This is a genomic window from Campylobacter sp. CNRCH_2013_0898h, assembly GCF_025772965.1.
GTDB lineage: Bacteria > Campylobacterota > Campylobacteria > Campylobacterales > Campylobacteraceae > Campylobacter_D > Campylobacter_D lari_D.
Genome location: NZ_JAKMTD010000007.1, coordinates 57920 through 81643, shown reverse-complemented (window position 1 = coordinate 81643; position 23724 = coordinate 57920). Strand labels below are relative to the sequence as shown.

At 28.6% G+C, this 23724-nt stretch carries 24 protein-coding genes and 4 tRNA genes; 6 read left to right on the top strand and 22 right to left on the bottom strand.

Annotation, left to right across the window (positions count from 1 at the left end):
* Nucleotides 1–157 precede the first annotated feature (157 nt).
* Nucleotides 158–298, top strand: coding sequence for a hypothetical protein (locus tag L8X50_RS05515; protein ID WP_165955267.1), 141 nt, complete (start codon nucleotides 158–160; stop codon nucleotides 296–298).
* A 654-nt stretch (nucleotides 299–952) separates the two neighbouring features.
* Here L8X50_RS05515 and L8X50_RS05510 read toward each other — a convergent pair.
* Together L8X50_RS05510 and L8X50_RS05505 are read right to left on the bottom strand one after the other, a co-directional pair.
* Nucleotides 953–1028, bottom strand: a tRNA-Met gene (locus tag L8X50_RS05510).
* 13 nt (nucleotides 1029–1041) lie between these two features.
* Nucleotides 1042–1116 (bottom strand) — tRNA-Gln (locus L8X50_RS05505).
* Between the two features lie 105 nt (nucleotides 1117–1221).
* On the opposite strand from L8X50_RS05505, the gene L8X50_RS05500 reads away from it, so the two are divergent.
* The gene (locus L8X50_RS05500) at nucleotides 1222–2244 is read left to right on the top strand and encodes a bifunctional 3,4-dihydroxy-2-butanone 4-phosphate synthase/GTP cyclohydrolase II (RefSeq protein ID WP_133319265.1); all 1023 of its coding nucleotides are present in this window, start codon (nucleotides 1222–1224) and stop codon (nucleotides 2242–2244) included.
* Here the strand turns inward: L8X50_RS05500 and L8X50_RS05495 are convergent.
* The 5 genes from L8X50_RS05495 to L8X50_RS05475 are packed head-to-tail and all read right to left on the bottom strand — an operon-like array spanning nucleotide 2234 to nucleotide 7602.
* Nucleotides 2234–3184, bottom strand: coding sequence for an SAM-dependent methyltransferase (locus L8X50_RS05495; protein WP_318529420.1), 951 nt, complete (start codon nucleotides 3182–3184; stop codon nucleotides 2234–2236). The two genes, L8X50_RS05500 and L8X50_RS05495, sit on opposite strands and share 11 nt — an antisense overlap.
* A gap of 2 nt (nucleotides 3185–3186) precedes the next feature.
* Nucleotides 3187–3993, bottom strand: a complete 807-nt coding sequence (locus L8X50_RS05490) for a M23 family metallopeptidase (protein WP_263659975.1) — start codon at nucleotides 3991–3993, stop codon at nucleotides 3187–3189.
* The gene (glyS, locus tag L8X50_RS05485; protein ID WP_263660604.1) at nucleotides 3990–5984 is read right to left on the bottom strand and encodes a glycine--tRNA ligase subunit beta; all 1995 of its coding nucleotides are present in this window, start codon (nucleotides 5982–5984) and stop codon (nucleotides 3990–3992) included. The genes L8X50_RS05490 and glyS overlap by 4 nt, the downstream gene beginning before the upstream one ends.
* A gap of 35 nt (nucleotides 5985–6019) precedes the next feature.
* On the bottom strand, nucleotides 6020–6160 hold the full coding sequence (locus tag L8X50_RS05480; RefSeq protein WP_263660603.1) for a hypothetical protein: 141 nt from the start codon (nucleotides 6158–6160) through the stop codon (nucleotides 6020–6022).
* Entirely contained in the window at nucleotides 6160–7602 is a 1443-nt protein-coding gene (locus L8X50_RS05475) for an alanine/glycine:cation symporter family protein (protein ID WP_263659973.1), read from the bottom strand. The genes L8X50_RS05480 and L8X50_RS05475 overlap by 1 nt, the downstream gene beginning before the upstream one ends.
* 223 nt (nucleotides 7603–7825) lie before the next feature.
* Between L8X50_RS05475 and L8X50_RS05470 the strand changes: the two genes are divergently transcribed.
* Entirely contained in the window at nucleotides 7826–8578 is a 753-nt protein-coding gene (locus L8X50_RS05470) for an amino acid ABC transporter permease (protein WP_133319270.1), read from the top strand.
* The gene (locus L8X50_RS05465; protein WP_263660602.1) at nucleotides 8571–9299 is read left to right on the top strand and encodes an amino acid ABC transporter ATP-binding protein; all 729 of its coding nucleotides are present in this window, start codon (nucleotides 8571–8573) and stop codon (nucleotides 9297–9299) included. The genes L8X50_RS05470 and L8X50_RS05465 overlap by 8 nt, the downstream gene beginning before the upstream one ends.
* On the opposite strand, the gene L8X50_RS05460 is transcribed toward L8X50_RS05465, so the two are convergent.
* From L8X50_RS05460 to L8X50_RS05445, 4 genes are all read right to left on the bottom strand, one after another.
* Nucleotides 9296–9763 (bottom strand): tRNA (cytidine(34)-2'-O)-methyltransferase, encoded by a 468-nt coding sequence (locus L8X50_RS05460; RefSeq protein WP_257928077.1) that lies wholly within the window; start codon nucleotides 9761–9763, stop codon nucleotides 9296–9298. The genes L8X50_RS05465 and L8X50_RS05460 overlap by 4 nt on opposite strands.
* A gap of 14 nt (nucleotides 9764–9777) precedes the next feature.
* A tRNA-Arg gene (locus tag L8X50_RS05455) sits at nucleotides 9778–9854 on the bottom strand.
* Nucleotides 9855–9896: 42 nt separating this feature from the next.
* Nucleotides 9897–10913, bottom strand: coding sequence for a sensor histidine kinase (locus L8X50_RS05450; RefSeq protein ID WP_263659366.1), 1017 nt, complete (start codon nucleotides 10911–10913; stop codon nucleotides 9897–9899).
* 2 nt (nucleotides 10914–10915) lie between these two features.
* The gene (locus L8X50_RS05445) at nucleotides 10916–11767 is read right to left on the bottom strand and encodes a DUF234 domain-containing protein (protein ID WP_263660601.1); all 852 of its coding nucleotides are present in this window, start codon (nucleotides 11765–11767) and stop codon (nucleotides 10916–10918) included.
* Nucleotides 11768–11825: 58 nt separating this feature from the next.
* Here L8X50_RS05445 and L8X50_RS05440 point away from each other — a divergent pair, with 58 nt between their 5' ends.
* Nucleotides 11826–13091 carry an aminotransferase class V-fold PLP-dependent enzyme gene (locus tag L8X50_RS05440; RefSeq protein ID WP_133319275.1) on the top strand — a complete coding sequence of 422 codons (1266 nt, stop codon included), beginning with the start codon at nucleotides 11826–11828 and terminating at the stop codon, nucleotides 13089–13091.
* Here L8X50_RS05440 and L8X50_RS05435 read toward each other — a convergent pair whose 3' ends face one another.
* From L8X50_RS05435 to L8X50_RS05410, 6 genes are all read right to left on the bottom strand, one after another.
* Nucleotides 13092–13850: a basic amino acid ABC transporter substrate-binding protein gene (locus tag L8X50_RS05435; RefSeq protein WP_263660600.1), complete on the bottom strand. Its 759-nt coding sequence runs from the start codon at nucleotides 13848–13850 to the stop codon at nucleotides 13092–13094.
* A gap of 190 nt (nucleotides 13851–14040) precedes the next feature.
* Entirely contained in the window at nucleotides 14041–15204 is a 1164-nt protein-coding gene (gene ftsW, locus L8X50_RS05430; RefSeq protein WP_220566762.1) for a putative lipid II flippase FtsW, read from the bottom strand.
* A gap of 69 nt (nucleotides 15205–15273) precedes the next feature.
* Complete coding sequence (locus L8X50_RS05425) at nucleotides 15274–16080, bottom strand: adenylosuccinate lyase (protein WP_263660599.1); 807 nt, start codon at nucleotides 16078–16080, stop codon at nucleotides 15274–15276.
* 18 nt (nucleotides 16081–16098) lie between these two features.
* Nucleotides 16099–16818, bottom strand: coding sequence for an arginyltransferase (locus tag L8X50_RS05420; protein WP_263660598.1), 720 nt, complete (start codon nucleotides 16816–16818; stop codon nucleotides 16099–16101).
* Nucleotides 16818–17078, bottom strand: a complete 261-nt coding sequence (locus L8X50_RS05415; protein WP_012661304.1) for a hypothetical protein — start codon at nucleotides 17076–17078, stop codon at nucleotides 16818–16820. Before L8X50_RS05415 ends, L8X50_RS05420 begins: the two co-directional genes overlap by 1 nt.
* Entirely contained in the window at nucleotides 17075–18517 is a 1443-nt protein-coding gene (locus L8X50_RS05410) for an acetyl-CoA carboxylase subunit A (RefSeq protein ID WP_220566761.1), read from the bottom strand. The genes L8X50_RS05415 and L8X50_RS05410 overlap by 4 nt, the downstream gene beginning before the upstream one ends.
* Nucleotides 18518–18635: 118 nt before the next feature.
* On the opposite strand from L8X50_RS05410, the gene L8X50_RS05405 reads away from it, so the two are divergent.
* A tRNA-Arg gene (locus tag L8X50_RS05405) sits at nucleotides 18636–18712 on the top strand.
* A 1-nt stretch (nucleotide 18713) separates the two neighbouring features.
* On the opposite strand, the gene L8X50_RS05400 is transcribed toward L8X50_RS05405, so the two are convergent.
* The 5 genes from L8X50_RS05400 to folD all read right to left on the bottom strand — a co-directional run bounded on the left by L8X50_RS05400 (nucleotide 18714) and on the right by folD (nucleotide 23699).
* Entirely contained in the window at nucleotides 18714–19472 is a 759-nt protein-coding gene (locus L8X50_RS05400) for a CorA family divalent cation transporter (protein ID WP_133319282.1), read from the bottom strand.
* Nucleotides 19466–20587 carry a tRNA guanosine(34) transglycosylase Tgt gene (gene tgt / locus L8X50_RS05395; protein WP_220566759.1) on the bottom strand — a complete coding sequence of 374 codons (1122 nt, stop codon included), beginning with the start codon at nucleotides 20585–20587 and terminating at the stop codon, nucleotides 19466–19468. The genes L8X50_RS05400 and tgt overlap by 7 nt, the downstream gene beginning before the upstream one ends.
* Before the next feature lie 89 nt (nucleotides 20588–20676).
* Nucleotides 20677–21843: a pyridoxal phosphate-dependent aminotransferase gene (locus tag L8X50_RS05390; protein ID WP_263660597.1), complete on the bottom strand. Its 1167-nt coding sequence runs from the start codon at nucleotides 21841–21843 to the stop codon at nucleotides 20677–20679.
* A gap of 162 nt (nucleotides 21844–22005) precedes the next feature.
* Nucleotides 22006–22854, bottom strand: a complete 849-nt coding sequence (gene lepB, locus L8X50_RS05385) for a signal peptidase I (protein WP_220566758.1) — start codon at nucleotides 22852–22854, stop codon at nucleotides 22006–22008.
* Complete coding sequence (folD, locus tag L8X50_RS05380) at nucleotides 22851–23699, bottom strand: bifunctional methylenetetrahydrofolate dehydrogenase/methenyltetrahydrofolate cyclohydrolase FolD (RefSeq protein ID WP_133319286.1); 849 nt, start codon at nucleotides 23697–23699, stop codon at nucleotides 22851–22853. Before folD ends, lepB begins: the two co-directional genes overlap by 4 nt.
* Nucleotides 23700–23724 lie beyond the last annotated feature (25 nt).

Genomic DNA, 23724 nt, shown 5'->3' with positions numbered 1-23724 from the left:
TTTTCAAAGCCTACCTCCTAGTGTTTCCACCATAGGAAGAATCATCTCTAAAGATAAAATGAGAATAACACTTACAAGAATTAATTATCTAGGCCAAAATAAAAGCTACAAGAGAAAGTTAAAAATAGATAACTAAAAAAATCTTAAAACAACTCCTATGAATACTTGGGCAATAGATACTATAAAATATGTCGATAATAAAATAAAATATATACTTACTATGATAGATTTAGTTACAAGAATTGATTATACTGTAGCTTTATCTCCTAAAAAGACAAGATATACTAGCATATCTTAAAAGTTTTGTTATTATCTTAAAAACTAATAATCCTCATAAAAGAATTTAGTATACTCACAGATAATGGCTGTGAATTTAAAAAACTATGAATGTTTTATTTAAAGAACTTAACACTACTCATTATTATACTTATCTAAAGAATATTAGAATGAATATTCATAATGAAATATTTAATAAAACCTTAAAAGAAGCATTTGTTAATCATTATAAAGATTTATTATTTATAGATCTTAAAGAATTTAATCAAGAAATGATTAAGTAGTTAGCAGCTTATAATACTATCTTGTTATATCCAGCTTTAAAATATAAAGTTTCCTCATTTGCACTTCATCAATTAAGAAATATTTTTCTTTGTTAGACTTTAAATCAATATTGTTTTTTTCTTGCACTCTAAAAATTTTAATACATTACCTATTTAGCAAAAAATATCATTTTTTTACATTTTTACAATAAAATACAAAGCATGTGCAATATTAATTAATAAATCATACGCCTATTAAACTCGCCATTTATTCTTGTTAAATATATTTTATCTATTTTATTCTTTGTATTGTATTTTTAAAATTTCAATAATTTTAGAAATTTTAAATTAATTTGATTTCAATATTGCCAAAAAACATCTGTTGAAATAGATTATAAATTATTTTTATATAATGGTTGCGAAGGGGAGATTTGAACTCCCGACCTTCGGGTTATGAGCCCGACGAGCTAACCACTGCTCTACTTCGCGGCATCATATGAAGTGGATGGGGTAAAGGGATTCGAACCCCTGAATGACAGGACCAAAACCTGTTGCCTTACCGCTTGGCGATACCCCAATAGAAATTTTTTATTTAAATTAAAAGTGATATTATATATTATTTTTTATACAATGTCAAGAAAAATGCTATAATATTTTTAAAATATTTTCAAGGAATGATTTTATGGGATATATAAGTATAGAACAAGCTATAAAAGAACTTCAAGATGGTAAGATGTTGGTAATGGTGGATGCAGAAGATAGGGAAAATGAAGGGGATTTGATTTTCCCTGCACAATTTAGCTCACAAGAAAAAGTAAATTTTACCATCACTCACGCAAGAGGTGTGGTATGTGTAGCATTAAGTGAGAACTTAGCTAAAAAATTTGAACTACCTTTAATGGTACCTAAAAACACATCAAATCACGAAACAGCTTTTACCATCACTGTCGATGCAAAAAATGCAACAACAGGAGTAAGTGCCTACGAAAGAGATATGACTATACAAATTTTTGCTGATGATAATGCAAAGGCGAGTGATTTTGTGCGTCCTGGACATATTAATCCTTTGATAGCAAAAAAAGGTGGAGTTTTAGAAAGAACGGGTCATACAGAAGGAACAGTGGATTTATGTCGTTTGGCAGGATTAAAAGAAGCATGCGTAATATGTGAAATTGTTAAAGATAATGGAGATATGGCTAGAAGAAGCGATTTGCTTGAGTTTTGCAAAAAACATGATATTAATATGATTACTATTTCAGATTTAATCGAGTATCGTTTAAAAAATGAAAGTTTGATTTCTTTAATTAAAGAAGAAGAAAGTATTTTAGCAGGTTTTAAAGCTAAAAAAATGACTTTTAAAGATCACAATGAAAATGAACACATAGCTTTTAGCTTTGGCACTTTGAAAGAATGTGAGAATGTTAAATTTTATCTTAGTGGAAGCGACTTTGAGCTTCTAACTTCTAATAAATTTAATGAATTATTAAAACAGATTGAATTTTTAAGTCAAAAAGGTGGTGTAATCATTTTCATGAAAAATGAAAAACAAGAAAACATACAATTTAAAAATTATGGCATAGGAGCGCAAATTTTAAGGTATTTAAAAATTTCAAAAATCAAACTTCTAAGTCAAAATACCGATAAAGAATTTATAGGCTTAAAAGGCTTTGGGCTTGATATTACAAGCAGTGATTTTAAAGCTTAAATTCTAAAAACTTAAACTTATCGCCAAAGTTAAACATCAAATTTTTACTTTGGTTGATAAAGTTTTTATAAATTTGGAGGTTAATATTTTTAACTTGTTCGATAATTTCTTCTAAGCCAAAATCAATTAAGGCTTGATTTTGATTTTTATATTCTAACACCTCAAAGCCCTCTTCTTTTAAAACTTGTAAAAAATGATCAAAATTTACATTATATGTAATATCGCTTTTAGCAAAAAAATCTTTTAAGTTTTCTTCAAAAAGATTATACACTTGGTGATTTTTATACATTCTAATACTAATTTTTTCTTCTTTTTTTGCATAATCAAAACATGCAAAAGTTAGTTTTTCACAGGTTTGTTTTAATTTAGATAAAAAGGGTTTATAAGAAATACAAAGCTCGCTATTAGTGATAGAATATTTTTCACATTCTTTTAAAAGATCTTCATTCATAGCTTTAAAAACAATGTTTAAATCATCATCAACATATGCCATTGTTCTATCTTTTATAAGCTCACACGCAAAACAATCAAATAATTCATTAGCGTAAAAAAAGGCGTTTTTAAAATGACATTCTTCTAAAGAATTATAAATTTTTACATCCAAATCATACTCATCAAAAAGTTTTTTTTGAACACATTTTAATTTTTCATGTGGCTCTATGATAAAACACTCAATCTGCTCTAAAATATCAGCCCTAAGAGTGTATAGAGCTTGTATAAAATCAAGCATTAAATGCCCTTCATTTGCCCCTATTTCTACAACTTCAACCGGTAAAATTAGCTTTTTATCATCTATAAGTTTTAAAAAATGATTAGCTAAGAGTGTTCCAAACAGATTTCCCACGCTAACTGCGGTATAAAAATCTCCATTTTTACCAACACTCACAGCTTGGCAGTAATATTTATCAATCCAATTTTGAAAAAACTCGCTAAAAACTATCATTATAAAGCATTAAATTTGACTATAAAATCAAGTGGATCAACTTGCACACCATTAACTAAAATTCCAAAATGCAAATGTGGCCCTGTAACCCTACCGCTAGCTCCACTCAAACCTATAAGCTCACCCTTTTTTACCTTTTGTCCTACTTTTACATTAAGTTTTGATAGATGATAATACTGAGAATAAATCCCATATCCATGATCAATTACCACTGAATTTCCTGCATAATAACGATTTGAAGCAATCCTTACAATACCATCATTGCTAGCATAAATTTTTGTCCCACTTGCTGCTCTAAAATCAGTTCCGCTATGATAACTTTTAAGAGTATCATTAAACAATCTTGCTTTTCCAAAAGCACTTGTAATTTTACTTTCTAAAGGGTATGTAAAATTGCCTTCAAATAAAGCCATATTAGTATAAGTATTATAAACCTTAATAGCTTCTTGATATTCTTTACTAATGCGATCAAGTGTTTCTTTAGGTGGATTAACCTTAGAAGCACTAACTTTTAAAAATTCTTTTTTATAGTTTCCTTCGCTAAATTTTATGTTAATTTCTTCTTTGGAATTATCTTTAAATTCAGCTATTAATTTTCTATCTTTAGGATTTTTATAAGGTATGGCTATACTAACAATGACTTTATTTTTATACTCAAAAAAAGGAAGTTTTTTAGAATTTGAGCTAATTTGTAAAAAATTATTTTTATCAAATTCTAAAAAAATTACTTGCCCTTTTACAAGCTCAATCTCTCTAGCTTCTAATGCAAATACCAAAAAACAAAGTAAAAAAAGAATTTTTCTCATACACTAAGCTCTTTAATATCAGCTATTTTTAAAAACTCACGATAAATTGCACATACTAAAGCTTGACGATTGTTTTTAATATTTTCATCTTTGTCATTAATCATTACTTTATCAAAAAAAGCATCAATTTGTGGTTTTAGTGCAAAAAGGCTTTCTAAAAGCTCTTGGGTGTTATTTTCTTTTGTTTTACACTGCATAAAAGCTTGGTATAAATCTTTTTCCTCTTGAGTGTTAAACAAATTTTCATTAATTTGAACTTCACTTAATATTGCAATATTTGCCAAGCGCTTAAAAGTAGCAAAATTTTGACTAAAATCTGCCTTATTTGCACTTTGTATTAAAGCTTTAATACAAGAATTAATATAAATAACATCATAAGTTTTAGAGCTAAGTACAGCTTTAACAAAAGAAGCATTAACCTCATAAAAAGTATATAAACGCTCTAAGATAAAGTCTAGTAAAATTTTCAAATCAAAGCTTTTATACTCACTAGCTATTGTTTCTAAAAATATCTTAAGATCAAAATTTTTATTTAAAGCTAGAATAATTTTTAAAACACCATTTGCTGCTCTTCTTAAAGCATAAGGATCTTTTGTACCACTTGGGATTTTCCCCATTGAAAAAAGTCCCACGAGTGTATCAAATTTATAAGCCAAAGCTACAATAGAACTAAATTCATTACTTGGCATAGCTGAATTATCGCCATTTGGAAGATATTGTTCTTTAATCGCCAAAGCAAGCTCATCGCTCATACCCATAGCCTTAGCATAATAAGATCCCATAATGCCTTGAAGATCAGTAAATTCATACACCATTTGAGTACTTAGATCAGCTTTTGAGTATTCTATAGCTTTTAAAATTTCATCTTTTTGAGTATTAGCAAAAACTTCACAAAGCTTAGTAGCAATTTTTTGTTCTCTAATAATTTTATCTTTTAAGGTTCCAAGTCCTTCAAGATAAACCATTTGGCTTATTTTATCATTATTTAAACCCTGCGCTAAGTCATTTTTCCAAAAAAACATCGCATCACTTAATCTTGCTCTTAAAACTCTTTCATTTCCATTAATGATTTTAGAATAATCTTCACAAACCGCATTAGAAACTACAATAAAATGATTGCTTAGAGTATTGTTTTTAAATACTGCAAAATAGCGTTGATTTTCTCTCATAGAAGTAATTATCACTTCGCTTGGGATTTCTAAATACTCTTTTTCAAAATGCCCTAATAATGCCTTTGGATACTCTGTGATAGCTACAACTTCAGCTAAAAGCTCATCATCTTCTGCAATAGTAATATCATTTTCTTTTTCAAGTGTCTTTAACTGCTCAATAATAAGCTTTTTTCTTTGTTCTTGATCTAAAATAATATAATTTTGCTCTAAAGTTTTAAAATACTCATCAATATTCGCAAAAGCTATCAAATCATAACTAACACTTCTATGCACAAAAGTACTTTTTGCACTTTTAACGCCATAGCTTTCAAACTCAATCAATTCATCATTTAAAATACAACAAAGCGAGCGAATAGCTCTGATAAATTCAAAGCTACCATCACCCCATCTCATAGTTTTACCAAAACTCAAGCTTTTTAAAAAAGCCTCGATCATTTGAGCTAAAACCACCTTGCTTTGCAAGCCTTGTACTTGTTTTTGACAATACAATACTTCTTTACCCTTAATTTCTTTAAATTCAAGCTCTTCTTCTTTTAAACCACTTTTTTCTAAAAAACTAAGCCCTGCTTGAGTAAGCTTTCCATCTTTATAAGCTATCGCCCTAGGTGCACCTATAAATTCCACAAAAGAATCATCTTGTTTTTCTTTAAAATTTTCATGAATAAAAACTAATCTTCTAGGAGTATAGAAAAATTTAAATTCAGATTCTAAATGATACTCTTGTAAAATCTTTTCCCATTTTTTAGTAATATTTGGAAGTTCTTTTAATAAAGGAATAGCAGGAAGCTCTTCTGTGCCTATTTCTATTAACAATTTCATTTTACACTCTTTTTTAAAAAATTTTTTAGTGTATTTTACCTATTTTTTTTAAAATCTTTCTTTGTTTTTAGTTTTTCTTCTCTTTGCTTGACTTTTTCTTGCATTTGGCGGTTAAAGCCAAACACAAGAAAAACCATAAAAGCTATAAACAAAGCAATAATAATATAATCTATCATTAGTCCCAACACTCTGCGTTTTTAATACCAAGCTTTGAAGCACTAAATACCGGATCTCTACCTTGTCTTTTTTGCTCGCTAAAATCTTTTAATACCTTTTTCACTATACCACCAAGCAATAAAATAGAAATGATGTTAATCGTAGCCATAAACGCCATAGTAGTATCAGCCAAATCCCACGCAAATTTTAAATCCATATTTGCACCAATAAAAATCATAAGCACGGCACTTGCTTTAAAAAGATTAATAATAATAGGATTTTGAGTAAGGTATTTAATATTTGCTTGAGCATAATAATAATTTCCTATCAAAGAAGTAATAGCAAATAAAACTATACTAATAGTAGTGAAATGTACACCTAGATTTCCATAATATTCTTTCATGGATTCTTGTACCAAAGGTAGTGCTGTTAAAATAGGCTTACCGTCTACACCAATATTATTAGCATAAGCAAGTGAAAATAATACCAAAAATCCTGAACTTGTACAAATAATCACATCAATTAATACAGAAAATGCTTGAATAACCCCTTGTTTTGCAGGGTGAGTTGTAAGAGCTGAAGCTGCTGCATTTGGTGCTGAACCCATACCTGCTTCATTAGAAAATAATCCTCTTTTTATACCTATAACTAAAGCAGAACCTGCAAATCCACCAAAAATAGCTTCAAAATCAAAAGCACTTTTAAAAATCATAGAAAACACTTCAGGAATTTTATCAAAATTCATAAACATCGCTATAATAGATAAACCAACATAAATCATCGCCATAATAGGAACGATGACCGAGCTTACTTTACCTATTTTAGTATGATCACCAAAAAACATATAAGCAGCAAAAATAGCCAAAATAGCCCCTATTACAATAGGCCACCAACTTTGCGAAAAACTTACTTCACTAGCATCAACCATACCTTTATAATAAAACTCAAATGCTGAAGTCATAGTTTGACTTTGAAGTCCATTAAATCCATAAGCATAAGTAATGATTAAAATCACCGCAAAAACAGCTCCAAGCCATTTTAAATTTAAAGCTTTACTAATATAATAAGCAGGGCCACCTTTAAAACTTTTTCCATCACGACTTTTATAAACTTGTGCTAAAGTGCTTTCTGCAAAAGCTGAAGCGCCACCAAAAAATGCCATAGCCCACATCCAAAACAAAGCACCAGGTCCGCCCAAAACAACTGCTACTGCAATACCTGCAATATTTCCTATACCAACTCTTGAAGCTGTTGAAATCATCAAAGCCTGAAAAGGAGTAATATGGTGTTTTTCATGTTTTTCTTGCTTTTCTGTCAAAATGTCAAACACATAAGGAAGCATTCGAAATTGCACAAAACCTGTCAAATAGCTATAATAAAACCCTACAATAATAAGCAAAATAACCAAAATGGAATAATACTGATTATTTACAAAGCCAACAAATTGGGATATTAAATCCATATTTATCTCCTTTTTATAATTTAATCGAGTGTAAATTTATCATAAAAAAATGAATTTGCTACAAAAAAATATAATTTTATATTAATTTTATTTTATTTTTTACAGCTATGTGAAAATTTAACTCACGATATTTACCAAAAAAACACATAAAAATGCTTTTAAGTAAAAAGAAAACTTAATTTTTATACACTTAGTTTTTTTAAAATTTTATAAGGTGTTTAAATTGAAACAAAATACGATGAAAATTTTTGTATTTTTTGCCATTATTGTTTTTTGGGCTTATTTTTCATTTCCTATTGAAATTTTACAAGTTAAAGATCAAAATGGCTTAGCTACAGGAGAATATGCTTATACTATAGAAGCCAAAGCTTATGTTCATAGTTATTTCACAACACTTGGCTTAACAGTGGGTGGAATTTTAATAGGAATAGCACTTGGTTTTTTCCTAGCATTTTTAAGATTTTTAGAAATTCAAAGTTTAAATTTCATCATAGATGAATACATAGACATTATACGCGGAACTCCTCTGCTTTTACAGCTTTTGATTTTCTCAGTAGTGATTTTTGCTACTTGGAGTGATAATTTTTATGTAGCTATTATTGCACTTGGACTTAATAGTTCTGCTTATGTAGCTGAAATCGTAAGAAGTGGAATTCAAAGTGTAGACAAAGGACAAATGGAAGCATCAAGAGCAATGGGGCTTAATTATTCTGCTTCTATGAGACTAATCATCTTTCCACAAGCGATTAAAAATATCTTACCTTCTTTAATGAATGAATTTATTTCTTTATTTAAAGAAACTTCAATAGTGGGCTATATTAGCGTTATGGATATTACCATGCAAAGTAAAAGCTTACAAGCAATTTATTACAACCCTAAACCTATTATTTTTACAGGGCTTGTATATTATGTAAGCGTTAAAATTTTAACACTGATTGCAAGATTTATAGAAATGAGATTAAACAAACATGATTAAAATAGAAAATTTGATTAAAAAATATGGAGATTTAGAAGTTTTAAAAGATATTAGCATTGAAGTACATAAAGGTGATATTATTGCTATTATAGGGCCTAGCGGAGGTGGAAAAAGTACTTTTTTACGCTGTTTAAATAAACTTGAAACACCAGATAGTGGTAATATTTATATCAATAATATCAATATACTTGATAAAAAAACAGATATCAATAAAATTCGACAAAAAGTAAGCATGGTATTTCAACATTTTAATCTTTTTAATAATAAAAATGTTTTGGAAAATTTATGCCTAGTGCCAGTACAAACAAAAATCATGGGTAAAGATGAAGCAGTAAAAAAAGCACGAGAATTACTCAAAAAAGTTGGCCTAAGTGATAAAGAAAATTATTTTCCTCATAAGCTTTCAGGTGGACAAAAACAGCGTATTGCCATAGCAAGATCATTAATGATGAATCCTGATGTGATTTTATTTGATGAGCCAACTTCAGCTTTAGATCCTGAAATGATAGGTGAGGTTTTAAATATCATGAAAGAAGTGGCTAAAGAAGGTCTAACCATGCTTGTAGTTACACATGAAATGGGATTTGCAAGAAATGTAGCTAATAGAATTTTTTTCATGGATAAAGGCATTATAGCAGTAGATGAATGTCCTAAAATAGCTTTTGAAAACCCAGAGAATGAAAGATTGAAAGAATTTTTAAATCAAGTTTTAAATCATTAAAATTTTTCAAAAGAGGCAAAATTTTGCCTCAAAGCCTCATAACTCACTATGCCTACACTTGTAGCTAAATTTAAACTTCTACCGCAATCTTTCATCGGTATAGTAATAGCATTTTCCCATTTTTTTTGCATTAAATCCATAGGCAAACCAAAACTTTCACTTCCAAAAAATAAAAAATCACCTTTTTGATAATTTACATCAAAATAAGCTTGAGTAGTTTTAGTTGTCGCAAAGAAAAATCTATCTTGAAATTTTTCATACTCTTTTAAAAAATCTTCTAAATTATCCCATAAAAAAGGATTTAATTTTTTCCAATAATCAAGTCCTGCTCTTTTAACTGCCTTTTCATCAATACTAAAAAGCGGATTGATAATATGTAAAGCAAAACCTGCATTAAAACACATTCTGCCTATACTTCCTGTATTTTGTGGTATGCGAGGCTCAACTAAGACTATATGAAACATCTTTTTCCTTGAAATGGTGTCCCCAGCAAGGTTTGAACTTGCGACCTCAGAATTAGGAATTCTGCGCTCTATCCAGCTGAGCTATGAGGACAAATATTTTTATTATTTTAAGAAAAAATTTATTTTATAGAGCTTAAATTTTAAGCTCTATAAAAAAACATTTTGGATTTTCATCAAAACCTAAAACTCCATTATGCGCATCAATAATTTGTTTTGATAAAGAAAGACCTAAACCATTACCTTTTAATTTAGTTGTTTTAAAAGCCTCAAAAACCATTTTTTTATCTTTGATACTTACACCATTATCATAAACTTTAATAAAAACCCTATCTTCTTTTTGTTCGCACTTAACCTTTATATAACCATCATCATTTTCGCTTTCTTCAATAGCATCTATGGCATTATAAAGTAAATTTTGCAAAACTAAAGCAAGTAAAGATTTATCTGCATTGATTTTTAAATCTAAAAATTCAAATTTAAAATCGATATTAGCTAGATAATTATAAGCTCCAATAGCTTGCTCACACTCATCTTGTAACTCCTGTAAATTAAACTCATTTAAATTAACATGTACTCCTTTTGTAAAAAGTAAAGTAGAATTTACAATACGCTCTACTCTTGAAATTGCTTTTTGGATTTCTAAAACTATATGCTTATTTTTTAACTCACTTCTTTCAAACAAAGTAGAGCTTAATAAAGAAATAGAACCTATAGGATTGCGTATTTCATGTGCTAGGTGTGCTGCAACTGTTCCCATGCTAGCTAACCTTTCATTTCTTTTTTCATCACTAATATCTGTTGCATTTACTATAAGTTTATCAGTATGAGAGGTGATTTTGATTAGATAAAATTTATGATCAAACTCAAGCTCATAATGTGTTTTATCAAGATCAATGCATTCTAAAAGCTTTGGCTTTTGTGTAGCTAGGTTGTTTTGCAAAATAATATTTTTATTTGCGTCTAAAATCCACAAAGCCATAGGCAAAACCTCTATAATCTCACTTACCATTTGTCTTAATGCAGTGTAGTTTTCATTAAGTTGCTTATATTCATTTTCTATAACATAGGTTTGCTCTATTAAGGCTTTTAATCCTTGTTGTAAGTTTTCTTTTTCACTAGAATCTAAACTTTTTAAAATATTCTCATCCACACTTAATCCTTAATTAAAAATTGAAAATCTTCTAAAGTATATAAAAGCAAATTACGCTCCTTATTTAAAATAAGCTCTTTACTAAAGCCACTCTTTGAAAAAAGCACATATAAATTAGGTTGAATTTGCAACTGTTTTGCTTTACTTTTTAAAATATTTAAAACATTTTTACATATTTTTCTTTCTTTAAATTTAACTTCACCTAAAACACAAAAATTGTTTTCATGATAATACAAGTCTATTTCATGATAATAATTCCAAAAACTATACACTTGATCCACTTTAAGTTTTTTTGCTAAAAATTCTTTACATAAAAGTTCAAAAGTAAAACTTTGGTATTTTTCCAAATTTTCTTGGATAAGTTCCATTAATTCATTATATTTTTTCATCGCGATTAAATTAAGTTTAGGATATATAAAATAAAAGAAAAATCTTAATCCTTGATTTTTAAAAACAACCTTATCTTGTATATTATAAGAGCGTAACTCTTTTTTAACTTTCTGTCTTTTGTTTTTTATGATTGGCTTTTCTTGACTTTTTTCTAAGATCAAAATATTTTTCTCTAAAAGTTTATTAATAAGTCCTAGAGCCTGAAAATGCGGAATAGATTTATTAATAGAATAGCGTTTTCTATCGTTTTTACTTAAAACACTCAAAGCTTTTAAAGCATTCTCATCTAAATTTAAAGAAGCTAAAATATCAAAGGCTTTCAAAATAAAAACATTTAAGATATTTTCATATAAACTTAATTTCAAATCAAATTCAAACTCATCAAAAATACTATAAAAATCAAAAATACTTTCAAGCTCCAAAGTTTCACAGCGTTTTGAAAAATCACCAAATTTTATAATCACATCCTTAAAATAAATATTTTGTATGTTATAATTTTAACAAAAAATTAGAGGATTTTTTTTGGATATTGAAAAACTAAAACAAGATATTATTTTAAAAAAAGGAATATATTATTTTGATTTTACAGCTAGCGCTTTAGCACTAAAAAGCATAGAAAAAGAAATTAAAAAAATTCTTACCACCTATGCAAATACACATTCAGATAGCTCTTTAAATTCTTTTATCACACAACAGCATTATGAAAACGCAAGAATAAATTTAAAAAAATACCTTGAATTAGATGATAGTTTTGCTCTTATAGCTTGTGGGAATGGATCTTCAGCAGCTATAAAAAAATTTCAAGAACTTTTAGGTCTATATATACCACCACTTATTAAAGAAAAATATTTTAAAAATACAGACAAAAATACCTTACCTTTGGTTATAGTTGGACCCTATGAACACCATTCTAATGAACTTTCATTTAGAGAAGCTTTGTGTGAATGCGTTCGAGTGCCCTTAGATAAAAATGGAGAATTAGATTTTAATTTTTTAGAAAAATTATTACAAAAATCCAAAAACAGACAAATCATAGCAAGCTTTAATGCAGCTTCTAATGTTACAGGAATTTTAAGTGATTATAAAAAAATTTACACTTTAATCAAACAACACAACGGTATAGTTGCTTTTGATATTTCCACTTTAGCTCCTTATGCTAATTTAGATCCTAAATTTTACGATGCAGTGTTTATTAGCTCTCATAAACTACTTGGAGGTGTAGGATCTTGTGGCTTACTTGTTATCAAAAAAAATCTATGTGGCAATACCCCTAGCTTTGCAGCAGGTGGAACTGTGGGCTATGTTTCAAGAACATCTCAACAATATTTATGCGAAGTTGAAAATTTAGAAGAAGGTGGCACACCTGGAATTATTCAGCTTATTAGAGCAAGTTTGGCTTTTAAAATACGCAATGAAATAGGTTTAAAAAATATAGAAAAAAAAGAAAAAGAACTTTGTGAATATTTTTTCAAACAATGTACAAATTTTCCAAAAATGATCTTATATGCAAAAAATATCACTAATAGATTACCTATTTTTGCTTTTAATATAGAAGGAATTTCTCCTTTTGATTTAGCTTATAAACTAAGTAAAACTTATAAGATAGAAACAAGAGCAGGTTGTGCTTGTGCAGGACCTTATGGGCATGATTTACTCAATCTAAAAGACAATCAAGAATTAAAATCTAAACCAGGTTGGCTAAGAGTGGGTTTTCATTATACGCATACAAAAGAAGATATGGAATATTTTTTTAAAGCCTTGAATATAAGTATCAAGGCTTTAAGTTAATTATTGTAAATCGTATTTTTCTACGATTTTTTGGTAAGTACCATCAGCTTTAACTTTTTCTAAACCTGCATTAATTTTTTGAATAAGCTCACTTTGTTTTCCTTTATCAAAAGCTATACAAAACCCTGAACTTCCATCATTTTCTTCTAAAAATGCTTCTAGCTCTTCATTAGTTTTTAAATAACCTTTACCAATATCTTTATCCGTTAAAACTGCATCTACTTTGCCAGCTTTTAAAGCTAAAATTGCTGCTAACATTTCTTCGCTTGCAACTACTTGAGCATTTGGAATAGTCTTAGCAGCGCTTTCTTGAATAGTTCCAAGTTGAACACCTATTTTTTTACCTTCCAAACTTTGTTTATCGCTAATACTAGAATCTGTTTTTAATTTTAAATATAAATTTTTAGTATTGAAATAAGTATCACTAAAATCCATACTTGCTAATCTTTGAGGAGTTGAACTCATAGCAGAAGCTATCATATCAATCTTTCCAGCTTTTAAGGCAGGAATTAAACCATCAAAACTCATATTTACCCATTCAAGTTTTAAATTTTCTCTTTTAGCAATTTCTTCCAATAAATCAACATCAAAGCCGGTAATTTTTGCATCTTTAATAAAATCAAAAGGAGGATAATTTGCAGCTATACCTACTTTATAAACTTTTTCACCAGAAGCACTAGCTTGATTTTTATCGCTTGAACAAGCACCTAAAGCTAATATACCAAATAACGCTAAAACAACATATAATATTTTTTTCATTTTTTTCCTTTGTTAAAATTAAAATAAAATTGATAAATGATTATAATGTGTTTAAACGCCTGTATTTCTTCATATCCGCCTCCTTTATAATAAATGTGAGCATAATTATAGCAGAAAAAAGTTTTTTGTAAAGAGTTGTTATAGAATATTTTTTATTTAAGTTAATTTTTATATATTTTAATTAATGAGTTTAAATTTTTACCTTCTTGCTAATCATTAAAACATAACCTATTCCAAGACAAATAGACCACATAGAACTGCCACCATAACTTAAAAGTGGCACAGCAACTCCTTTTAATGGAGTTAAAGAAATAATTCCAAAAGCATTCATAAAAAATGAAAATAATAAAAGTAAAGCTACACCTGAACAAAATAAAAAATGGACCTTATTTTCACAGCGCCCAGCAATTCTAAAAATTCTAAGTATAACCATCAAATAAATCAAACATATAATGCTCAATCCCAACAATCCTATTTCCTCAGTAATCCCTGATAAAACAAAATCCGTATGCACCTCACTTAAAAATCCCAATTTGAAAGTTCCAAGACCCAACCCTTCTCCAAAAAATCCACCATGAGCTATAGCATTTAAACTATGTGAAATTTGATAAGGTTCTGAGTTATGGCTTACTCTTAAAGCACTTGCTAGCCAATCAGGAAAAAAAGGTAAAAACGCATCTTGGATATTTCCCCACCAAGCAGAAATACGCTGAATTCTTCTTTGATTACTTAAAATCACCAAAACCCCAATCATTCCAACAATAACCACGCCAAAAGCAAAAAGTCTTTTACTAGCTCCTGCAAAAAATGCTAAAGCAAAAACCAAGAAAAAAGAAATAACACTTTGACCTAAATCATTTTGTGTCATATAAATATAGCCAATAACAAAAGCAGCTAAAATAAAATAAGGAATTAAAATTAAAACTTCGTGTTTGATTGCTTTTTTGCTATCATCAATTCTTCTTGTATAAGACCAAGCAAGGAAATAAATCAAACCTATCTTAAAAAATTCAACAGGAGAAATAGATAAAGGGCCAAGCCTGATCCACCTTTTAGCACCACCTGCTGCAGTAGCAAGAAAGGTAGGTAAAAAAGGCAAAATAAGTATAAATAAAAAAGAGATTAACAAAACACTTATCATTAAATAATGTGCCATTTTACTATCAGGATTTAATCTTGAAACAAAATAAATAATAGCTATACCACTAAGTCCAAAAAAAAGCTGCCTGATAAAAAAATGAAATTCATTATATTCTAAATAAAGCACAGTAAAAGCACTTAAAGAATATGAAAAAAGTATCCCTATAGTTATTAGAATGCAACTTAAAAAAAATAATTTTCTATCAGCAACCAAAATTTCTTCCTAGAATTTTATAAAAATTAATTTTAATAAATTGCAACTTAAAATGATGTTATTTGGAGATTATGTATTGTTTTTATATAAAGATTTTAAACTCTCATAAGCAAGCTGAATTTTTTCAAATTCCTCACGACAATAAGCTTGTTCGATTTTGCTTTTACCTTGATGGCGATCAGGATGATAAATTTTAACTAAATTAAGATAATTTTGTCTAATAGTAGCAAAATCATCACTAGAATTACATCCTAAAGTTTGGAAATAATTCTCAAAAAGTTTAGCCAAAGCATTAAATTTCCAATTAGTATTGGCTTTATTTTTCATTTTATTTCTAAATTCTAAAAGTTGAGTTTCATTGATTGTAAAATCCACACAATATTTTAAATGCTCATTTACGCTTGCTAAAATTTCTAAAAGATTTAAAGTATTATCATCTTTGTATTCTACTGAAAAAATACAATTTTTCTCATCATACATGCTTTTATGATCTTTAAAATATTGCTCTAAATATACAGCAAACATTTTTTCATTAGAACTTAAAGCTATTAAGATATTTTTTTGTGCAAAACCTATTTTAGCAAAGATTACAGGCTTTAAAGTATTTGCTTGAGCAAGATTTAATTTAAAGGTCTTATAATGCGCAAAAGCAAGATTATCGATTTGGTTTCCAGTATTTTTTTTATACTTATGATTAACAAGTTTTAAAAAATATCTTCTTTGAGGAATTTCATTTTCCACAAAAAAAGATAGGGTTTTATTTTTATTACCTATAACTTTAGAAAAATTTTTACGGATAAGATCTTGAAAATATTTAAACATTAAAAAATCATCAGTATTAACACTAACAGATTCTAAAGTTTGCACTACTTGCATAAAATCCTCTCTATAAACCTAACTCCACAAAAATGCCTGTTCATCTAAAGCACTAGTGTGTTTTAAAATTTCATTTGGACTATAATCGGCTTTATACGATAAAGATTGACACCCTTTTACAAAATATCCTAAATAAATATATTTTAATTTTTTTAATTGTGCAAGCTTGATTTCTGTTAAAAGCGAATATTTTCCAAGACTTAGATGTGAAAAATCAGGATCATAAAAACAATATATACTAGAAATTCCATCTTCTAAAATATCAATCAAATCAACACACACTAACTTATTATCTATATAAAAATCAAGTTCATATCCAAAAGTACCTGCATTATCTACATAAAGATTGTAATATTTTCTAAAATTTAAATCATAAATTTTCCAATTTCTTTTATCTTTTTGATAATGGTGATATTTTTCATAAAGCAATAAATGCTCATCACTTAAAGAAGGTTTTTGTAAGATTATTTTAGTAGCTATATTTTTTTTAAAAACCCTACGATAGCTTTTACTAAAATGGAAATTTTCTACCAAAATACGCAAATTTTGACATTCATTACAATCATTACATATTGGTCTTGAAAAATATGAACCAAAGCGACGCCAACCTCTTGAAACTAATTCTTGATTTTGTGCTTTGTTAATAAAAGATATATAATTATACTCATTTCTACAATATCTATTTTCAAGATAAGGACATTCTTCTTCTAAAGTACAAAAACCAATAATATTATTCATTAGATCTTTTTAATATCACTATTTTTTACAAATTCCATAAATTCATTAGCTAAGCGTTCTTCTTTTAAAAACATATCTTCAAATTCTTGTTCTTGCTTTTTATCTTCATTTTGCTTAGCTAAGTCTTTTTGTATAGCATCTAAGTCAGTATTTTTCATACTAACTCCGCTTTTACTCGCTTTAACCTTTTCTTTTTTTGTTTGACCTTGTTCTTTTTGGAGTGCTTTTTTTATATCTTTTAATTCATCTAAAAAACTCATGATTGCCTACTTTCTTTTATCTTTTGTAAGGCTGCAGCTATAGCAGCAATTACTTCTTCTTTATTTTCTTGGTGTCTATCTTCTGTCTTTTCCAAAAGCTCTTCCATATGTGTTTCTATGAAAGAAGTATCAAAATACCCTCTTCTAAATTCTCTTATTTTAGTAATTGCAATCAAAAATGGAACAGTTGTTCTAATATCATCAATCACAAATTCTTTCAAAGCTCTCTCAAGTCTATTAACTGCACTATCATAACTTGAACCCTTAACAATTAATTTTGCAAGTAAAGAATCATAATAAGGTGGCACAGTATAGTCCTTATATAAATGACTATCCACTCTTACAGACGGCCCTAAAGCTGGAAAATACTCTGTAATTTTGCCTGGACTTGGAATGAAATTTTTCCATACATTTTCTGCTGTAATCCTAGCTTCTATCGCAAAACCTCTTGGTTTTATATCGCTTTGCTCAAGATCTAAAATTTCCCCATTTGCTATACGAATTTGTCTTGTGATAAGGTCAATCCCCGTAATTTCTTCAGTAATTGGGTGTTCTACTTGAATTCTTGTATTCATTTCCATAAAATAAAATCTATTATAATCATCAAGTAAAAACTCAACCGTCCCAACATTCGTATAACCTACAGCTTTTGCAGCAGCTACTGCAGTAACTCCTATGGTTTTTCTTAGTTTTTCTGAAATACTTGGGCAAGGTGCTATTTCAATGATTTTTTGATGTCTTCTTTGTATTGAGCAATCTCTTTCACAAAGATGAATGATATTACCATAATTATCTGCTAAAATTTGAAATTCAATATGCCTTGGATTAATAACATATTTTTCCATAAAAACTTCATCATTTTTAAAAAAACTTAGTGCTTCTCTTTTGCATGCTTCAAAAGATTTTTCCAAATCCTCTTCTTTATGTACTACGCGTATGCCTCTACCGCCACCACCACCACTAGCTTTTAAAATTACAGGATAGCCTATTTTTAAAGCTTGAAGTTTGATTTCTTCTAATGTGCAATGATTTAATTTTTCAGTACCTGGAACTACAGGGATTCCATTTTTTTTCATTAAATATCTTGCTATGTTTTTATTACCCATTTTACGGATAACATCTGATTTTGGACCTATAAAGATAATCCCTGCTTCTTCGCATTCTTTTGCAAATTCATAATTTTCACTTAAAAAACCATATCCAGGATGTATAGCATCAGCTCCACAAGCTTTAGCAATCTCAACTATTCTTTTACCATCTAAATACCCTCTTATGGCATCAGTTCCTATTCTATATGCTTCATCAGCAACTTTTACATGCAAACACTCATAATCAGGTTCAGTATAAACAGCAACACTTTGTATATGCAAATCTCTACAAGCACGGATCACCCTTACTGCAATCTCACCTCTATTGGCTATTAAAATCTTATGTATCATGACTTTGCCTTAAGCTAAAATATTAAAAAGAAGATTAGCATAAAAATATAAAAATTCTATAAAAATATTTATTTTTGCTAATTTTAAGAATTTTTTGATAAAATTACTCTTTATTTTTGCGCCCATAGCTCAGCTGGATAGAGCATTTGATTGCGGTTCAAAAGGTCAGAGGTTCGAATCCTCTTGGGCGTACCACTTACTTCTTTTTTACAGAAAATTCATCCAAATCCAATTCTTTTTTATCTTTAAATTGATACCATAAAAATAAAATAAAAAATATCGTTAAAATCACAGCTAAAATATAGTAAGTTCCGTATTCATTTTCAGATAAAAATAAATTTTTGGTATTCATACCAAAAAATCCAACAATTAAATTTAAAGGTAAAAAAATTGCAGACATAATACTTAAAAAGTAAATATTTTTATTTATTTTTTCATTTCTTGCGGTATTAATATAAGTGTAAATCCCTTCTAATCTTGATATATTTTCTTTAATATTTTTTTCCAAAACAGCTAAATTTAAAATAATTGTTTTTAAACTTTTCTTTATAAAATGATGCTTACTATGACAAATTTTACAAGCCTCTAAAACAGAAGAAACCATGTTATAACTTTTACTAAGCTTGACTTTTAATATAAAATATTTTGTCAAGAAATTCTTTACTTTTTTATTTTCTAAAATCAACTCCTCTCTTTTTTCTATAGAAAGGTTAATGGTATTATTTTTTTCTTTTTCATTTTGCAAAATTTCTTTTAATATAGCTATAAATTCCGTATTAGAAAATAAAATCAAATTTTCATCTTTATACTCAAAAATTTGATTTTCTTTAAAAACAAATACACTTTTAGAATTTTTAGTTATATCTAGAGTGAAAATATCAAAATCATCAAATTCATAATAAGCATTTGATATATTAATATTGCTAATAATTTGTTTTAAAGTATCATTTAACACATTCTTTGCCTATAAAATTCTTTTCTAAAATTTTCAAATTCATCTTTAATAATAGCTTCACGCATTTGCTTGACCAAATTTAAATAATAGTGTAAATTATGAATACTTGCAAGTCTAAAAAAAGTTAATTCTTTGGCTTTAAATAAATGATTTAAATAGGCCCTTGAAAAATTCTTACATGTATAGCAAGAACATTTGCCGTCTATAGGAGCATGATCAGTGATAAATTCTGCTTTTTTGATATTAAATTTTCCAAAGCTAGTAAATAAGGTACCATTTCTTGCATTTCTTGTTGGCATCACGCAATCAAACATATCCACACCTCTTGCTACATTTTCTACTAAATCTTCAGGCGTGCCAACTCCCATTAAATATCTAGGGCGATTGTTATCCACATAAGGCATCATAGCTTCAACCGTATCATACATAGCCTCATTTTCTTCTCCCACGCTTAATCCACCTATAGCAAGTCCATCAAAATCCATCTCGCAAAGTGCTTGAGAGCAAATTTTTCTAGCTTCAAAATCAGTCCCACCTTGGATAATACCAAAGATATTTTGCCCTATTCCCACACCTTGACTTTGTTTTAACTTATGATAATCAATAGCTTCTTTTGCCCATTTTATAGTGCGTTTTAGAGAAAGTTCTATCCTTTCTTTACTTGCAGGTAAGGCCACTAAATCATCTAAAATCATCATAATATCTGAATTAAAATCATATTGTGCATCTAAAACACTTTGCGGGGTAAAATAGTGCAAACTTCCATCGATATGACTTTTAAATTGAATACCTTTTTCATCAGGTTTTGAATTTTTACTTAAAGAAAAAGCTTGAAAACCTCCACTATCTGTTAAAAAAGAGCCTTCAAATTTACTAAAACCGTGCAGGCCACCCATTTGCTTAATCACTTTAGAACCAGGCCTTAAATACAAATGATAAGTATTTGCTAAAATAATTTTTGCATTTAAAATCTCACTCATATCAACAGCATCTAAACTTTTAATCGCAGCCAAAGTTCCAACGGGCATAAAAATAGGAGTTAAAATTTCACTATGTGTAGTTTTTATACGACAAGCTCTAGCATTTGCACTTTTATATTGAACTTCAAATTCCATTATTTTTCCTATATTTTTTGCATAATCATACCAAAGACTTGCTTATAAGTTTTTTTGAAAGAAAGCCTGTTTTTAACAGGCTTAAGAAATTAGTAGTTTTTTACAAATTCAACGATTTTTTCACAACCTTCAATAATATCTTTTTCATTAGTTGCATAAGAGAGCCTAAAATACCCTTCCATGCCAAAACCAATACCTGGCACCAAAGCTACTTTTTGCTCTTCTAGCAGTCTTTTACAAAATCTCATAGAATCATTATCAACTTCTTTGCAAGATATAAATAAATAAAAAGCTCCTTGTGGAATTTGTTCTAATTTTAGCCTATCACTTTTGGCTAAAATTTCACAAGCTAATTCTCTACGCTTTAAAAAGGCTTGTCTCATCATTTCAATATCATTATCTGCTTTTCCAAGTAAGGCTGGTAAAGCTGCGTGTTGGATGATTGAACAAATATTTGATGTACTTTGCCCTTGTAGTTTTTTAACAGCATTATTAAACTCGCTCATTTTACTTGCCATGTATCCAAAACGCCACCCTGGCATAGCACCACATTTGCTAAGACCATTAATACTTACAGTTCTATTTAAAGCATCTTCACTAACTTGCGCAAAAGCACAAAATTCTCCATCATAAACTAATTTTTCGTAAATTTCATCACTTAAAACTACTATTTTAGTTCCTTCTAAAACCTTAGCTAAAGCACTTATTTCTTCTTTAGAATATATAGCTCCTGTAGGATTTGATGGAGAATTAAACATCAAAACCTTAGTTTTTGAAGTAATAGCTTGTTTTAATTGCTCTGGGGTGATTTTAAATCCATTTTTTGCCTCACCTTCTATAAACACAGGAGTTGCGCCTGCAAATTTTACCATTTCAGGATAACTCACCCAATAAGGACTTGGAATAATAACCTCATCACCTTCTTCAACTAAACACTCAATCGCCATAAACAAAGAATGTTTAGCACCAACATTGGTAATGATTTCACTTGTTTTATAATCTAAACTATTATCATTTTTAAATTTATATTGTATAGCCTCTATAACTTCTTTTATACCCACAACTGGCGTATAAGCTCCACAACCTTTTTCAATAGCTTCAATTGCTGCTTTTTTAATGATTTCTGGAGTATCAAAATCAGGCTCACCTGCCGAAAAACTAATAACTTTCTCACCATTTGCTTTTAAAGTTTTGGCTATATCAGTCATTACTAAAGTTAAGGATTCTCCTAAATTTTGAGATCTTTGGCTTAGCATTTTCTATCCTTTTATCTTATACTAATTTTAATTTTTGTAATTGTTACAACTTGGAGCTTAAAAAATTCTACGAGTAAAATCAAGATTGTATATTTTTAAAAAATTTTGTGTAGAAACTATACATTTTCTACACAAACTATTTTTATTTGTTTCTTTGGGTAATTATTCTAAAGCTTCTATGTCGCTTTCATTATGATGAATAAAGCGTTCATCTTTTTCTATAGTTTCAACTAAACGCCCTACTCTTTCCCATCTAACTTTTTTATTTTCATCCCATGAAAAATAAATAAACCAAGGTTGCCCAACTATATATTTATAATCTACACTTCCCCAAAATCGACTATCGCTAGAATGATCACGGTTATCGCCCATCATAAAATATTCATTTTCAGGTACTTTATAATAATAAGCATTAAAACCATAAATATTATTAGCACCTAATTCATCAAAAGAAGCAGGCTTCATAGCAAATTGCCCCAAATTTAAATAGCGAAAAAATACACTGTCTATATCCACTCTAGAATCATAATGTATTCCTTTTTCTACAAAAGGCTCTTTTACAAAAAGTCTTCCGCCTATGATTTTTGTTTTATTAGGATAATAATCTTTCATATATTCATCACCCTCAACCATACGCACATATAAGGTTTTATTTGCAAAAACTACTTCATCTCCGCCTTTGGCCACACATCTTTTTACATAGTGGATTTTTGGCTCATGCGGATATCTAAATACCACAATATCCCCTCTTTTAGGACCTTCACCACTTACTAAATGTCCATTTTTATTAAAATCAGGTAAAACAGGAATTTCCACCCAAGGAATATGCGGGGTTGGAATACCATAAGAAAATTTTTTTACAAATAAAAAATCCCCTACTAATAAAGTATTTTTCATAGAACCGCTTGGTATAGTAAAAGCTTGTATAAAGAAAAATATAATCAATAAAACAACTACTAAAGTTCCCGTCCAAGATTGTGTAAATTTATAAATTTTCTTCAAAAATTTCATTTTTTTATCCTATTTTTAGCTGATTTTATAGTATTTTCTAAAAGCATAGCAATAGTCATAGGCCCTACTCCACCTGGTACAGGAGTGATATAGCTAGCTTTTTTACTAACATTTTCAAAATCGACATCGCCTACTATTTTTCCATCAACTCTATTAATCCCAACATCAATTACCACCACACCTTCTTTAACCATATCTTCTTTTAAAAGATTTGGACAACCTGCTGCTACGATAACAATATCAGCATTTTTTGTATAAGCTTTTAAATCTTTTGTATAAATGTGACAAATACTCACACTAGCATTAGCATTTAACAAAAGAGTAGCCATAGGACGGCCTACTATATTTGAAGCTCCTATTACAACTACACTAGCTCCTTGTAATTTTATATCATAATGTTCTAAAATTTTCATAACGCCTAAAGGTGTACATGGTAAAAAACCACCTTTTAAATTAAGATTTAAATTTCCGACATTAAAGGGGTGAAAGCCGTCTACATCTTTATTAAAGTTAATACTTTCTAAGATTATATCTTTATTAATATGCGATGGCAATGGAAGTTGAACTAAAATTCCATCTATGCTATCATCATGATTTAAAGTATTAATCAAAGCCAAAAGCTCATTTTGGGTTGTATTTACATCAAGTTTATAAACTAAAGACTTAATTTCACATTGCTCGCAAGCTTTTGCTTTAGAACCCACATAAGTAGCACTAGCAGGATCCTCGCCTACTAAAATTACAGCCAAACAAGGCTCTATACTTTGAGCTTTAAGTTCTAATACTTCTTGTTTTAAATTTTCTTTTAACTTATCACTTAGCTTTTTACCATCTAAAAGTGTCATTTCTTTCCTTAAATTTTATAGCTTT

Coding starts and splice junctions, on each gene's coding strand:
- L8X50_RS05435 (WP_263660600.1), bottom strand. CDS start 13,850: ATGAAAAAAATATTATATGTTGTTTTAGCGTTATTTGGTATATTAGCT.
- glyS (WP_263660604.1), bottom strand. CDS start 5,984: ATGAAATTGTTAATAGAAATAGGCACAGAAGAGCTTCCTGCTATTCCT.
- L8X50_RS05475 (WP_263659973.1), bottom strand. CDS start 7,602: ATGGATTTAATATCCCAATTTGTTGGCTTTGTAAATAATCAGTATTAT.
- L8X50_RS05500 (WP_133319265.1), top strand. CDS start 1,222: ATGGGATATATAAGTATAGAACAAGCTATAAAAGAACTTCAAGATGGT.
- L8X50_RS05420 (WP_263660598.1), bottom strand. CDS start 16,818: ATGAATAATATTATTGGTTTTTGTACTTTAGAAGAAGAATGTCCTTAT.
- L8X50_RS05425 (WP_263660599.1), bottom strand. CDS start 16,080: ATGCAAGTAGTGCAAACTTTAGAATCTGTTAGTGTTAATACTGATGAT.
- L8X50_RS05490 (WP_263659975.1), bottom strand. CDS start 3,993: ATGAGAAAAATTCTTTTTTTACTTTGTTTTTTGGTATTTGCATTAGAA.
- L8X50_RS05460 (WP_257928077.1), bottom strand. CDS start 9,763: ATGTTTCATATAGTCTTAGTTGAGCCTCGCATACCACAAAATACAGGA.
- L8X50_RS05515 (WP_165955267.1), top strand. CDS start 158: ATGAATACTTGGGCAATAGATACTATAAAATATGTCGATAATAAAATA.
- L8X50_RS05480 (WP_263660603.1), bottom strand. CDS start 6,160: ATGATAGATTATATTATTATTGCTTTGTTTATAGCTTTTATGGTTTTT.
- L8X50_RS05415 (WP_012661304.1), bottom strand. CDS start 17,078: ATGAGTTTTTTAGATGAATTAAAAGATATAAAAAAAGCACTCCAAAAA.
- L8X50_RS05390 (WP_263660597.1), bottom strand. CDS start 21,843: ATGCTAAGCCAAAGATCTCAAAATTTAGGAGAATCCTTAACTTTAGTA.
- L8X50_RS05465 (WP_263660602.1), top strand. CDS start 8,571: ATGATTAAAATAGAAAATTTGATTAAAAAATATGGAGATTTAGAAGTT.
- folD (WP_133319286.1), bottom strand. CDS start 23,699: ATGACACTTTTAGATGGTAAAAAGCTAAGTGATAAGTTAAAAGAAAAT.
- L8X50_RS05410 (WP_220566761.1), bottom strand. CDS start 18,517: ATGATACATAAGATTTTAATAGCCAATAGAGGTGAGATTGCAGTAAGG.
- tgt (WP_220566759.1), bottom strand. CDS start 20,587: ATGGAATTTGAAGTTCAATATAAAAGTGCAAATGCTAGAGCTTGTCGT.
- lepB (WP_220566758.1), bottom strand. CDS start 22,854: ATGAAATTTTTGAAGAAAATTTATAAATTTACACAATCTTGGACGGGA.